This is a genomic window from Luteococcus sediminum (assembly GCF_054783495.1).
Window position 1 is genome coordinate 1 of sequence record NZ_BAAGQL010000016.1, and the last position, 12823, is coordinate 12823.

Annotated in this window: 14 protein-coding genes and 3 pseudogenes; 8 read left to right on the forward strand and 9 right to left on the reverse strand. The window is 63.5% G+C overall.

What is annotated here, in order from left to right:
- Window positions 1–28: 28 nt before the first annotated feature.
- The 4 genes from ACYVKA_RS09540 to ACYVKA_RS09555 all read right to left on the reverse strand — a co-directional run bounded on the left by ACYVKA_RS09540 (window position 29) and on the right by ACYVKA_RS09555 (window position 2534).
- Window positions 29–238, reverse strand: coding sequence for a MerR family DNA-binding transcriptional regulator (locus ACYVKA_RS09540; RefSeq protein WP_460704945.1), 210 nt, complete (start codon window positions 236–238; stop codon window positions 29–31).
- Window positions 231–1181, reverse strand: coding sequence for an aldo/keto reductase (locus tag ACYVKA_RS09545; RefSeq protein WP_460704947.1), 951 nt, complete (start codon window positions 1179–1181; stop codon window positions 231–233). The genes ACYVKA_RS09540 and ACYVKA_RS09545 overlap by 8 nt, the downstream gene beginning before the upstream one ends.
- Before the next feature lie 235 nt (window positions 1182–1416).
- On the reverse strand, window positions 1417–1734 hold the full coding sequence (locus tag ACYVKA_RS09550) for a GNAT family N-acetyltransferase (RefSeq protein WP_460704949.1): 318 nt from the start codon (window positions 1732–1734) through the stop codon (window positions 1417–1419).
- The gene (locus ACYVKA_RS09555; protein WP_460704951.1) at window positions 1731–2534 is read right to left on the reverse strand and encodes a transposase family protein; all 804 of its coding nucleotides are present in this window, start codon (window positions 2532–2534) and stop codon (window positions 1731–1733) included. Before ACYVKA_RS09555 ends, ACYVKA_RS09550 begins: the two co-directional genes overlap by 4 nt.
- 143 nt (window positions 2535–2677) lie before the next feature.
- Between ACYVKA_RS09555 and ACYVKA_RS09560 the strand changes: the two are divergent.
- Window positions 2678–2812: pseudogene (locus ACYVKA_RS09560) on the forward strand (ISL3 family transposase); the annotation flags it as partial.
- A gap of 101 nt (window positions 2813–2913) precedes the next feature.
- The gene (locus ACYVKA_RS09565; protein ID WP_460704954.1) at window positions 2914–4689 is read left to right on the forward strand and encodes an AIPR family protein; all 1776 of its coding nucleotides are present in this window, start codon (window positions 2914–2916) and stop codon (window positions 4687–4689) included.
- A 201-nt stretch (window positions 4690–4890) separates the two neighbouring features.
- Here ACYVKA_RS09565 and ACYVKA_RS09570 read toward each other — a convergent pair whose 3' ends face one another.
- On the reverse strand, window positions 4891–5157 hold the full coding sequence (locus ACYVKA_RS09570) for a hypothetical protein (protein ID WP_460704956.1): 267 nt from the start codon (window positions 5155–5157) through the stop codon (window positions 4891–4893).
- 172 nt (window positions 5158–5329) lie between these two features.
- Between ACYVKA_RS09570 and ACYVKA_RS09575 the strand changes: the two are divergent.
- A pseudogene (locus tag ACYVKA_RS09575) lies at window positions 5330–6008 on the forward strand (transposase family protein).
- A gap of 204 nt (window positions 6009–6212) precedes the next feature.
- Here the strand turns inward: ACYVKA_RS09575 and ACYVKA_RS09580 are convergent.
- On the reverse strand, window positions 6213–6752 hold the full coding sequence (locus ACYVKA_RS09580) for an MOSC domain-containing protein (RefSeq protein WP_460704958.1): 540 nt from the start codon (window positions 6750–6752) through the stop codon (window positions 6213–6215).
- Between the two features lie 111 nt (window positions 6753–6863).
- On the opposite strand from ACYVKA_RS09580, the pseudogene ACYVKA_RS09585 reads away from it, so the two are divergent.
- A pseudogene (locus ACYVKA_RS09585) lies at window positions 6864–7211 on the forward strand (DeoR/GlpR family DNA-binding transcription regulator); the annotation flags it as partial.
- A 31-nt stretch (window positions 7212–7242) separates the two neighbouring features.
- Here the strand turns inward: ACYVKA_RS09585 and ACYVKA_RS09590 are convergent.
- The gene (locus ACYVKA_RS09590; protein WP_460704960.1) at window positions 7243–7830 is read right to left on the reverse strand and encodes a TetR/AcrR family transcriptional regulator; all 588 of its coding nucleotides are present in this window, start codon (window positions 7828–7830) and stop codon (window positions 7243–7245) included.
- A 91-nt stretch (window positions 7831–7921) separates the two neighbouring features.
- Between ACYVKA_RS09590 and ACYVKA_RS09595 the strand changes: the two genes are divergently transcribed.
- The 3 genes from ACYVKA_RS09595 (at window position 7922) to ACYVKA_RS09605 (ending at window position 10662) form a co-directional block, all read left to right on the forward strand.
- Window positions 7922–9142, forward strand: a complete 1221-nt coding sequence (locus tag ACYVKA_RS09595; RefSeq protein ID WP_460704962.1) for an MFS transporter — start codon at window positions 7922–7924, stop codon at window positions 9140–9142.
- A 58-nt stretch (window positions 9143–9200) separates the two neighbouring features.
- Window positions 9201–10118, forward strand: a complete 918-nt coding sequence (locus tag ACYVKA_RS09600) for a DUF4238 domain-containing protein (protein ID WP_460704964.1) — start codon at window positions 9201–9203, stop codon at window positions 10116–10118.
- Between the two features lie 154 nt (window positions 10119–10272).
- Window positions 10273–10662, forward strand: coding sequence for a hypothetical protein (locus ACYVKA_RS09605; protein WP_460704966.1), 390 nt, complete (start codon window positions 10273–10275; stop codon window positions 10660–10662).
- A gap of 200 nt (window positions 10663–10862) precedes the next feature.
- Here the strand turns inward: ACYVKA_RS09605 and ACYVKA_RS09610 are convergent, their stop codons facing one another.
- A complete protein-coding gene (locus ACYVKA_RS09610) occupies window positions 10863–11675 on the reverse strand; it encodes an abortive infection family protein (protein ID WP_460704968.1) in 813 nt (270 codons plus the stop codon).
- A gap of 35 nt (window positions 11676–11710) precedes the next feature.
- A complete protein-coding gene (locus ACYVKA_RS09615) occupies window positions 11711–12304 on the reverse strand; it encodes a GNAT family N-acetyltransferase (protein ID WP_460704970.1) in 594 nt (197 codons plus the stop codon).
- Window positions 12305–12629: 325 nt separating this feature from the next.
- On the opposite strand from ACYVKA_RS09615, the gene ACYVKA_RS09620 reads away from it, so the two are divergent.
- Window positions 12630–12823, forward strand: a 194-nt coding sequence (locus ACYVKA_RS09620; protein WP_460704972.1) for a hypothetical protein, incomplete at its 3' end; no start/stop codon positions are given.

Genomic DNA, 12823 nt, shown 5'->3' on the forward strand with positions numbered 1-12823 from the left:
ATCCCGCCAACCGAGACGACCAGCAGACCTACCAGCCCGCCGCCTGACTCCCAATGGCCTCATCCACCTTGACAAATTCCGCCTCGAGCAGGTGAACATCGCTGGGTGCGTAGCAGCGCCGGCCGGCGGTGTCCCTGGAGGGTGACGGGACCACGCCGTGGCGTTCGTAGTAGCGCAGGGTGTCGGCCTCAAGACCGAGGTGGGCGGCGACTTCGGCGATGGTCCGGTGGTCAGTCACGACGTGCATCCTCCAGCATCGCCATGTCGTCGCTCGACAGGGGAGTGTTGATGGCGGTCCAGGCTGAGCGGACGTGGCTGGGTGCCGAGACTCCGACGACGGGGATTACGGGTTGGGGCCGCTGGGTCATCCAGGACAGAACCGTCTGGCCGGCATCCAGGCCATGGCGGCTTGCCACGTCGTGCAGCGTCGACGGTGCCGCCTGGTTGTGGCCGTAGCCTTCAGGCATCGGACGGTCGGTGCGGGTGTAGGCGCCGGACAGCAGTGGGGAGTATCCCAACCGCGTGAGGTGGTGGACGTCGCACAGGTTGGCGACCTCGTCGTCGAGCAGGACGTGTGGGGTGAGGTCGACGTCATGGGCCGGGGCCAGGTAGGTGAATCGTTGTTGCAGGGCCGCGTACCGCACAGCGGAGCTGGTGTGCATGGCTTGGGCGAGTCGTGCGGCGGTCAGGTTGGAGGCGGCGACCTGGCGCACCAGGCCACGCTCAACCAGCGTGGCGAAGGCACCAAGGGTTTCCTCGAAGGGCACCGTGGGGTCATCGACGTGGGCATAGAGGATGTCGATGTGGTCGGTGCGCAGTCGTCGCATGCTGTCTTCGACCTGGCCGGGGATCGTGACCGGGGACAGGCCCAACGCGGCGTCCAGTCCTGCTCCGGCCACTTTGGGGCGGGCACCGATCTTGGTGGCCACAACGATCTGCTCGCGTGCGCTCGGACTGCGGGAGTGCAGCCACTGACCGATGACGGTCTCGGACTCGTCCCCGACACCACCTGCCCAGAAGGCGTAGTTGTTGGCCGTGTCCCAGAACCGTGCGCCGGACTCGTAGGCCTCGTCCAAGCAGGCCAATGCCTGATGGGTGGGGACGTGGGTGCCGAAGTACATGGTTCCCAAGGCCATGGCGGTGACGGGTATGGTGCCGATGGTGAAGCTGTGGTGATTCATGGTCACACTTCACCGGTTGGACCATGGTCCAGGTCAATCCGGCCGGTCAGCCCCACTGGGCCTGCTGCTTCGGGCGCCCATCGGTGGCCCAGTCCGCGACGGCCCGCGACTGAGGTCCAGTTTCGGGGGATTTTGGTCATGACAATGCCATTGATCTCTTGCGAGAGGCTGGCAGAGGAGGCAGGTCGGGATCCAACGAGCGCAGGGTGTGCACGCGACGTTGTAGGAAGAGATGTCAGCAGAGGCGAAGGAGCCCCGCTGCTGTGGAGCGGAGTCCGCATCGCCCCTCATAGAAGTCAACGAGGTGCGCTTCATAGTCGGCGTGGAGCCACTCGCACCCTCGAGTGCGCGCCTCTTGGGTGGCATGGGCCACGAGGGATCCCCCGATGCCGCACCCTTGCTTGTCAGGTGCCACGCAGGTGTCCATGAGAATGGCGTGTGCTCCGCCGTCGCCGAGGACGTTCACGAAGCCAACTAGACGCTCGCCCTCATAGGCGGTGACCCAGCACAGACTGTGTCGCTGCAAATTGTGGGACCATCGAGGTTTTCTCACCAGGCTCCTCGGGTGTGGGTGGCGATCACGAGGGCTGAGCGGACGATGGCGGTGATTCGCCAGGGGTCGAGGGTGACTTTCTGGAGTGCCTTGAAGTGTTTGAGGATGGCGTTGGCTCGTTCGGCTGGGGCGCGGAGTTGGGTGATGAGCCGGTTGCGGGCGACGGTGTCGGCTGCCAGGCCGTGGCCCTTGACGGGGTGGCAGATGCCGATCCCTGCTCCTTGGTAGCCCTTGTCCGTGAGTGTCTTCAGCCCTTGGGCTGCGGCTGGGTAGAGCGCGGGGAGGACGTGTTGTCGGGCGGCGGTGAGGTCGTGGGTCGAGCCCGGGGATACTGGCGAGGTCCAGATCGGGAAACCTGTGTGGTCGGTGAGGACCTGGGTGTTGCCGCCGTGGCGGTGGTGTTTCCCCGAGTACCACGCATCGGTGGTTTTCCCTTGTCCAGCAGGGGTGTGCACGGCGTTGGTGGCGATCAGTGTCCCGTCGAGACAGACGAACGCCGCGCCGTGGGCATGTTGGGCGTCGAGGACCTCGTGCAGGTCGGGTGCCTGGTCGGCGACCACGTCGAGAGCTTCGTGGAGGTAGCGGTAGGAGGTGGCCTGGGACAGGCCGTGGTCACGCGCCAGGCGGCGGATCGGGGTGGCGTCGAGCATCCATCGGCACACCATCACGGCTTGGGTCCAGCAGGACTTGGCGCGCTGCCATGGGCGCCGGTCATGTCGGCGTCGGTGGGCCGACAGCCACGCGGAGATGCGCCGCACGATGGTCTCGGGAAGGTCAAGAGTGGCACGATAAGACAGCATGCGGGCTCGGATTCTGGTGGACGATGGGTGTCTTGGCAGAAACCGATCCTGCACCACCCGACCCGCATGCACCCACCCGAGTCGACCATCACCCCTTGCCACAGCATCAACGCCGATGATCCACGGCAGCCCTGATGAGAAAACCTCATAGGAGATTCAACGGCCGGCTCCAACACCTCCGCGGCACCGCACTCGGCTTCCGCAACCTCACCCACTACATCACGAGGTCCCTGCTTGAAGCCGGTGGGTTCAGACCCGATCTACACCCTGGATTGTGAAGAGCCACGTATCGGCCCGAGCCTGTTCCGCGGTCCCGACGCTACTATCAGTGCTACGACGCGGTGAGGATCGCCGCCGTCGCTGATCAGGGGGGAACAGTTTGCACACTCTCACAGGTAAGCGCGTCGCCAAGTTTGCGCGTGACTTCGGCTTCGCGGTATCGGAGGACAAGCAGTTCGAGCTTTATGTAGCGGCAAACTACCTCTATCCCTATCTGAGGGACGATGTAGAGAAGATCGAGCGGTCTGTCTGCGGAGGAGGCTCGGACGAGGGGATCGACATAGCCGCTGTGGTCGTGAATGGGCAGCTCGTGTTCGAACCTTCGGAGATCGAGGAACTGATCTCCGAGCAGACATCGAACACCGCGCGGGTCGTCTTCATCCAGGCCAAGACGAGCGAGTCTTACGACGCGAAGCTGATCGCGAAGTTCCTCCACGGGATTGAGTCAGTCACGAAGTATGCGATCAACCCCCAAAACATTGCTCTTCCCGCCGCGCTGGTGGATCTCGCAGCGTTAATCGACAAGATTGCCGAGAACGGTGACAAGTTCCAGGAGACGAGGATCCCGTGTGAGGTGTTCTACGTCACGACCAGCGGCCACGACGGGGCCGATGCGCGCAAGGAACTCCAAGTCACCGAGGCGGTCCGCCGGATCAACGAGCTAGGGGTCTATTCGGAGCCCTTCGAGTTGAAAACTCACGGACACGATGCGCTCGCGGCGAAGCTGAAGGAACGACACGGACCTCAAAACATCCGGTTCGACTTCACGAAGCGGCAGACAATCCCTGCCACCGAGCGCGTGAGCGAGGCCTACATCGGGCTGCTGTCTGGCGCGGAAGCCTTGAAGCTGTTGACGGACGAGACTGGTTCTATCCGACCCGGGATCTTCGATGACAACGTGCGGCTCGATCTCGGAGCGCACAACACCGTAAACATGCGGATCACTCGAACCCTCGACAGCGAGGAGCGCGAGCAGTTCCCTTTCCTGAACAACGGTCTCACGATCATCGCTAGTTCACTCAGAGGAGCTGGAGACAAGTTCTTCATCTCTGGCTACCAGATCGTAAACGGCGGACAGACAAGCCATCAGCTGGTGAGGTGGGCGGCAAGCCAGAAAGTCAAGGACAACCCGGCACTCTTGTCCGATCTTTGGATTCCGGTGAAGATCGTCAGTTCAGACGATGCAAGCGTGCGGACCAGCGTTGCGATTGCTACGAATCTCCAAACCGCGATCGCTTCGACTGACATCCAAGCGAGTTCGCAGATCGCCAAGGACGTCGAGGAGTATTTCACCCAATCAGGTGTAGATGGTCTGCGATACCTGCGTCAGATCCAGCACGCTGCTCTGGACTTTCCGAGGACACGGGTCGTTACTACGCCGGAGCTCAATCGGGCAGTCGCCGCCACCCTCTTCGGCGAATCCTTCCGAGCGATCGGTTCGCCGAAGGAACTCGAAGCCGAGGATTCCTTCGTGTGGGGCAGCTACTCAGTCGAGGCGTATTACTACGCCGCATGGATCCTCTATCGGGTGGATCGATACTTCGCTCGCACCCCCGACTCCACAACCCTGAAGGCGGCGAAGTATCACATCGCCATGATGGTCTCTATCATCATCAACCCTCAGATAGCAGCGGTGTTCGAAGCGAATGATCTCGAGTCCGCGAGGCGTCGGCTTGCCTCCGCAAAAAAGGTTCAGTTCAAGGTCACCGATCCTGACCGGATTGAACTCGCTATCTCGAAGGCCATGGAGCTAGCAACGGAGCAGTTTCAGAGCGTTCTCTCCGAGGGGCGGAGCCTCCGAAAGGACGATGTGCGGAATCGACGGCATCAGGAGGCCCTTCTGCAGAAGGCGAAGGCGGTGAAGACGAAAGCCTAGAGACTCTGACCGCACAAAGAAGGACGGGTGCCGACCTTCAATGATAATCCCCGGCCTTCTGGTCTTTGTCTAGCGGAAGATCCACTCAACCGTGTAGACGGCCATAGCCAGCCCCGCGACTCGAAACGGGAGCTTCTCAGAACCAGGGCAGACGCTGCCAGATCAAACGGCGGAACAGTCCGCCCACCTTCTTCGTAGGCTTCACCATGGGATACCTCCTGGTGAGTAGAAGTCAGCAAGCCAGCTCTTGGCTCCCTCGACCTCTCGTTCGGTGAGAGTGATCCGGGGAACGAGCGACAGAGTCGGCCCGGCCTCGGAGTAGCGGGCTCTCCGGTAGCTGACTCGCCACTGGTCTGGCTCGGTGGCCTTCTCGAAGCGGATCCGGTGCGGAGGAGCGTCATGCTTCGCGGTGTGCCAGATCAGGCTCCGGGCTTGGGATAGTGCGGTGGGTGCAGTTGTCTTCTTCATGCTCAGACTCCAAGGTCGTTCAATGAAGTTTTCTCACCAGACCTAGTCGTTGGATAGTCGTCATTGACCGTGTGACAAGGGGTGATGGTGTTCGAGGAATGGGTGCATGCGGGTCGGGTGGTGCAGGATCGGTTTCGACCAAGATCCCAAGCCCGACCAGAACCGAGCCCGCATGCTGTCCTATCGTGCCATCCTCGACCTGCCCGAAACCATCGTGCGTCGTATCGCGGCGTGGCTTCGTGNGGACGCGACACCCATCAACCGCCTGGCCCGTGACCACGGACTGTCCCAGGCCAGCGCCTACCGCTACCTCCATGAGGCCCTCGACGTGGTCGCTGATCACGCGCCAGACCTGCCCGACGTCTTTGGAGCAGCAACACCACAGCGGGGCAGGCTTCGTCTGTCTGGACGGCACACTGATCGCCACCAATGCAGTCCAGACCCCTTCCCCACAAGGGAACGGCAACGACTGGTGGTACTCCGGAAAACACCATCGCCACGGCGGCAACGTCCAGGTCCTCACCGACTCGACCGGCTTCCCCATCTGGACCTCGCCGGTCACTCCCGGATCAACCCACGACATCACCGCCGCCCGGGAACACGCCCTGCCGGCGCTCTATCCGGCAGCAGCCAAGGGCCTGCCAACGCTGACCGACAAGGGCTACCATCTGGACCCCGACAACCGCTGCCGCAACCGTCTCTTGACCGGCCTGCGAGCACCCGCCGAACGAGCCAACGCCATCCTCAAACACTTCAAGGCCCTCCAGAAAGTCACCCTGAACCCCTGGCGAATCACTCAAATCACCAGGTCAGCACTCGTGATCGCCACCGCCACCCGAGGATCCTGGTGAGAAAACCTCATCGGATCCCGGCAGGCTGACCGCCGAATGCAGCAGCGTGCAACTCGTTCAACTCCCCGTCCTGGACCGGGTGGTTTATGTGGTAACTGATGGAATCATTGCTCACACGGGCCAGCGTAGATTCGAAGGCAGGATTTCGGGTAGCGAATTGAGGATGCGCGCCGGCTCAGCAGGCGAGCTCATTCTCGAGAGGGCTCAGATGCCGCTGAGCAGGTGATGGGGGTCCGGAGGGAGTTGCACGGCAATGTCGTCTCCCGTCGACACCATGCCACCCCGAGCAACGATGCCCATGACCCCGGCGAGCTTCACCACGCTGCCCTCCTCATCCTTGTACATAACGTGCTTGAGGAGACCAGTCTGGAAGGTGTTGATCTGCTGGCATGGGTTTCGCAGGCCGGTCAGCACGATAGCGGCGTCTCCGATCATGAGGCGTGTCCCCACGGGTAGAGCGAGTAGATCAAGTCCGTGGGTGGTGATGTTCTCCCCGAGCTGCCCGGGCGCCACGATGTGCCCGACGGCCCGGAGCTGGTGGAACAGCTCGTCGTGGATGAGGTGGACCTGGCGCATGTTCGGGGTGCTCGGGTTGGCTCGCACTCTGCTGCGGTGTTGGACGGTCACGCCGCAGTGCGCATCCCCTTCCACGCCGAGCCCTTCGAGCAGCGTGATCGCATCGAGGGTCTGTTTGGAGAACCCGTGGTTGGGGCTGACATGGACTGAGGCGACAACGGGGGTCATGCACTCATCGAACCATGGCTCCGCCTCCGGCTTCTCGGCCGAGCCAGATCGGCAATTCCCGGGAGCTGCAGGAAAGTGGGCTAAGTCGACGGCAGTGAAGGCGTGGCCGATCGTGAAGGACTTCATCTTGGTATTGGCGGTTCCGCGCCTGTGGGCTCGATCGAGCACGGTTCGGTCGACTGCGGCCGACGAGGTTGCCTTCGTCCCAGTCGTTGTTGGGCGAGGTCCCGATGGGGGTTGACCGTCACCACACATCAAGACGCGCAGGTGAAGTGCGCGATCCTCGCATCCTCGGCCAGAGTTGTCCTGGCCGCTACAGGAGACAAGCTCTCGAGAACCTCCAGCTTCCGGTTCGGCGACATCGAGGACATCGACGATCTCGTCACCACACGAGACGCGCCCCAGACAACACTCGACGCCTTCCGGGCCGCCGGAAGCAGGATCCACGTCGCCGACTGAGCAGCCACTGCTCGCGGCAAAGTAGTGCTTCTCAGCAGGCGGCGTTGACCAATGCAGCTACTCCACGGCGGAAGTGGTCGAGGTCGACTGCAGCGCCGGGGGGAATGCCTTCGGCTAAGGCCGCGCAGAGTGCCGGATGAGCTTCAGGGTCGGGCGAAGGGGTCTGTCGACGGGGCAGGGCGTACTCATTGAGGGCGTGGGCCATGGTGAACATGCTGAGGGTGTTCACAACGTCCACCGCTGACGCGTACGACAGGCCCCGCTGGTGGAGGCTGGCGACGACGCGGTCGATGACGGTCATGGACTCCGGCGTGCTGACGTGCCGACCGAGCATGATCGGCAGCGCGTTGGGATGTTGCAGCAACTGGCCGTGGAGCTGGTCGGCGAAGGCGCTCGCATAGTCCTGCCAAGACGCTTGCGTGGACAGGGCTTCGGGGTCGAGTCGGCAGACGACCTCGTCCCAGGCTGCCGCGAGCAGCGCGTCCTTGTTCGGGTACCAGTGGTAGATGCTCATGGCCTCCACTCCGAGATGGCGCGCGACGTTGCGGACGCTCACCGCGTCCAGGCCCTCGGTGTCGGCTACCTCGAGCACCGCCTGTCGGAGGACTTCCTCGTTCAACCCTGCCGGTGTTCCCCGTCCACGCCTCATTACGCCTCCTTGAACTTATAGTGTAAGAATAGCGTATTCATACATCGCAAGAAGGATGGTCATGGAGGCGTCGACCCTGAGCCACAACCGAGACTTCACCCTCTTGTTGTGGGGTCGGACGTGTCAGATCACTGGTGGGGCCATGACCGCGTTGGCCCTGATGCTCTACACCGTCGATCTGACCGGCAGCAGCCAGTGGGGTGCTGTCGTGATGGCCGCCAGCACGGTCGGCAGCCTCGTGATGAGCCTCCCGGCGGGCGTCCTGGCTGACCGGTGGGACAGGCGTCGCACCATGGTTCGCTCCTCGCTGCTGCTGGCGGCTGTTCTCGTGTCCGTGCCCGCGGCCGCCGCGGTCGGGGTGCTCCATCCGCTGCACCTGGTGGTCGCGTCGTTCCTTGTCGCAGTGCTGGGGGCCTTCTTCGGTCCGGCCGAGCAGGCGAGTCTGCCGACCTTGGTGCGGAGCGAGGATCTGGCGCCCGCGGCGTCGCTGAACCAGGCGCGCTCCGCGGTCGCGAACCTGATTGGTCCCAGTCTTGCTGGCGCGCTCTACGCGTTGGGGCATGCCCTCCCGTTGCTCGGTGATGCGCTGCTCAACCTGGTCTCCGCCCTGGTCGTGGGACGGATTCGAACACCCCTACCAGCCCCGGCCGACGGCGGGGCGCCGCACCATCCAGGCCGTGACCTGCGTGACGGGCTGCGGTTCATCGTCGCCACACCGCCGATCCGGGTCGTGGTGGGGATGACCGCGATCGCGTCGTTCGGGTTCGGCGGCCTGTTGGCGCTGATCACGCTCACGTTCAAGGCCCAGGGGCAGTCCGATGCCCTCATCGGTGGGATGCAGACCGCTTACGGTCTCGCCGGTCTCGCCGGCGCCCTGGCTGGACCGTGGTTGCTGCGCCGGGTCAGGACCCCCAGCCTGTTCATCGGCGGAATCCTGACCAACTGCGCCTGCGCCGCTGCCATGGCGGTGTGGCCGCAGCCCCTCGCGATCATCGCCCTGCTGTGCTTGGCGTGCTTGACGTTGCCGCCCGGCATGGCCGGTGTGCAGGCCTACCAGCTCACCATCACGCCGCCCGAACTCCAAGGACGCATCGCGGGAGCCAGCGGGTTCCTCATCCTCACGCTCGCACCCGCGGCGACACTGCTCGCGGGAACACTCGCCAGCCGCCCATGGACCTTGGCAATCAGCCCATTCCTCGGCGCCATCGGTCTCACCGCGGTGATCGCCATCGCAAACCCGCACATCCGCGCCATCGGCGTGCCCGGCAGCACTTCCGAGTGACCCTCGCGACAAAGGTGTGCGCCACGAGCTGCGGGCTTCCGATGGTTGACTCTTGCCCATGACGCGCGCGAAGGGTCACCACATCGTCCCCCGCAAGTATCTGGAGGGATTCGCCGACGAGCGAGGCATGGTCACCGTGGTGAGGTTCGGACAGCCGACGCCCTCGCTGGAGTCGATCCGGCGTGCGGCACGCGAAACCGATTTCTACACCACGCGCGACCAGCACGGCGTTCCGAGCGACGCAATGGAAGATGCTCTCCAGCTACGCGAAGGCGTCTACTTTCCGGGCGTGGCCGCGGCAGCCCAAGGCTGGCCGCTAGACAGCCAGAGCCGCCAGCTGGTGGGAGAGTGGGTGGTGCTGCAGTTCATGCGCACACAGAGCATGCGGGCCCTGTTTCGGGAGGTCGGGCACCTGGTCGTGGACGAGGAACTGAATGAGGCTGGGCGGCTGCGCCTCTTGAATCAAATGATCCTTGACCATCCCGAGTTCGACCCCGAACGGGTGCGTGAGCAGGGACTTGAGGCTCTCGACCACGCGGCTCAGACGATGCGGGCCTACGCCGAGAGCGCGGAAAGCCACGCGCGCAGCATGGATGCACACATGTCGGGCCTGGTTGATCGGCTGCTGAAGCGCCGGTGGATCCTGTGGCACTTCGACCTTCGCAGTGTGGCAACCAGCGACAGCCCGGTTGGCCTGTGGTCCGAGGCTTCAAGAAGTCACGGGATTGGAACCGCGGACGCAGTGACCTTCCCGGTCGACCGAAATCGCGCATTGGTGATGGTGGATGAAGACGGGCCCGACTATGCCGGCTTGGCCACCACCCGAAGGTGCCGATGGTTTAACCAGGTGACCGCCAGCAACGCCAGGCGAGCGATCTATTACCATCCTGGCGATCGCCCGTTGACGAACGTGGACATCCCTACGGTGCCGCAAGAACCTCTTCAGTTGGACAGGGGCGCCGGCGCACAACAGTGACGAGTGGAGGCCGGCCCGGTCATCGTTGATCCGTGCATGGCTCGAGTTCACTTGCCCATGGCACAACAGCGGTCCGCTGCACCATCGGCGGCAGGAGAGTGCGTTGTAACGTCGGCCCATGCCACGGGAGATCTTCGTCAGATTCGAGTCAGTCGTGCCGAACCGCCACGGGCATCGGCCGGGGGTGTTCGCCCTGCTCGCCGGTATTCGGGCCAAGCAGGTGCTCACTGTCGGGGAGCTGGCGTGGTGGGAGGACTATCGCGCTAGGGCCTACGCCCTCTATGCCGAACCTCCGCAGGAGCTGTTCGCAGACCACGCCCACCCCGACGCCGTCTGCTGGTTCCGGGCCGGGGCGGCCCAGGAGCACATCTCGCTCGCCCGGGAATGCTTGGACGTCCTGGATGCCCACGGCATCGCGTGGCAGGAGGTGCGAACCAGTCACCCGGGCACGATCGTTTACGAGGACGAGTGCCAGGTCGTGGCTGACCCACTCGTCTACTCGACCGACTGGCCCTTTCGGGACCATTCCAGCCGGAGCGAATAGACCACCTAGGGCAGAGCGACCATCGGCATTATGTGGGTGATCCACGTCAAGACCGGTCACGAACCTCGCGGCAGATTGGTGCGTCTGTGCGTCTGTGCGGCTGCCGGCCGAGGACCCCCATTCTGGATGCTGGACCAGCCCTCGCCACTCACTCACGGGCGGAGCCTGATCCTGTCGCTGGTGCGACTCATCCGTACTCGTCAAGCACGCCCCATTTGGCGGTCATGGGCCGCCAGCATCATCTCGGCGACCATCGTGCCCTGCCTGATCATGAACCGTGCTGCCTCCACGGACACGCCACTCGGCAGCGTGCGACCGTGGCCTGTTCCATGTTCGTTGCGCAGCTCGTTGATGGCATCGACCACCGTGCGGACTGCCTGATAAACCTTGCGCAGTTGCTTGCCGCCCTCAGTCGAGGCATCGACCTGGACGGGCATGATGCCCAAAAGCTCCATACTGAGGGTCATCACCTCGGGGAAATCGATCCTGCGGTCGGGAAGGCGCCCGTTCTCCTCCAGTACAAACTTGCCGACGGATTCGAGTAGCTCTTTGGCTGTTCCCAAGAGCAGGCCGGCATCTTCGGTGTTGCGACGCAAGCGGTTCAGCTGATCATTTAGCGCCTGCCGATCTCCAACCTCGAGATCGATATCGCCCAACGGAGCCAGTCGGCCATCGGCATCGAGAGCCCAGCCGCGTTGCAGCAGGGCGCTTCTGAGTGATGCGACGTCCATCTGCAGGTTGGGGTCACCAAACATGCCTGCCACTCGATAGATGCTCAAGATCTCCTCTACCAGACGTCGGCCTTGGGTGGGCTGTTGCCAGACCTTGCGGGCAGCCTCGGTGATTCGCTCGACCTTGTTTAGGCTGTCGAGCGAACCCGAGCTGTAAGGAGTGAGGCCGACAATTCCGGCTGCCATGAAGGCGGAGGTGAGCGAAGAATGCGAGGGGCCACTACCCCCTCGGACGAAGACAGTCAGCGCTGCAACGACTTCTCCGTTGATCGGGTTCTCCATGCTCACACAGTAGAGTTCTTCGCCCAGGCAGGGAACTACGTCCGAGAGACGCGCCCCAAGCGGCAGGTGAATGCGTCAGAGATGGGTCGTGGGTCGTCGGCGAGGCGGCTCAGGATGACGAGGTCGACCTTGCCGTCGTGCACATACCCTGCACGGCGCAGTGTTCCCTCCTCGATGAACCCTGCCTTGCGGGCTGTGACCAGGGAGGCGGTGTTCCCTGTGGCGACGAGGACCTCGACTCGCCCGATGCCTTGCGTGTCGAGGGCCCAGTCCGTGATGGCAGAGAGCGCTCGGGCTGTGATCCCGCGCCCGCGGGCCCAGGGTCCGAGCCAGTAGCCGGCTTCGGTCTTGGCGGCGGTCCAGTCGGTGTTCTTGAGTCCGATGACGCCAGCGAACTGACCGTCGACCTCGATGGCCCGTTCCAGGGCGGTGCCGCTGGCCAATTCTTGCGTTGCGATCTCCAGCGCGAAGAACCGGGCGGAATCCTGGGTGTAGGGCTGGGGCAGGGGAAGCCACTTCTGGGTCTGCGGATCGGAGCAGGCGATCGCGATGGTAGGAACATCTGCCTCGGTCAGAGGGCGGAGCACGACTCCGTAGGACTCGATGACTTCATCTGCAAACGACGACATGGCGAGACTCTAGCCGTCATGCGCTGGCGCCAGCGGAGCAGTTCATGGCCCGGTGCGAGGACAACCGCTTCTCGGCACGGTCGGGTGCTCACGCCCCTCGCGGCAGATCCGGACCATCAATGCGCGGTGAGCCCGATCGCCAGCGTCAGGCAGCGGGCCACCGCTCAAGAGACTAGCTCCCCGCAAGGGACTTCGTGTTGATCGATCAGATGGAGAGCCACAAACGGCTACTGGGGGTGTCCACGCGACCGTTGGCCATCACAACGACGAGCCAGACCGCGAGGCCGCAAGAGCAATAGTCGGAGCGGTGCGGGATGATTTGGGTATGACCAGGATCGAGTGGAGCCAGTACAAGAGTGACGTCGAGCCGGCGGCCGCGATGTTCATTTCTAGTGACTTCCCGAGCAGAGCTGAATACATCAAGCCCTCGAAGGGCGACGGTGGGATAGACATCTTGGTCCATCTTGATGCTGGCTACGCCGTCTACCAGGTCAAGAACTTCACCCAAGGTGGGCGCAA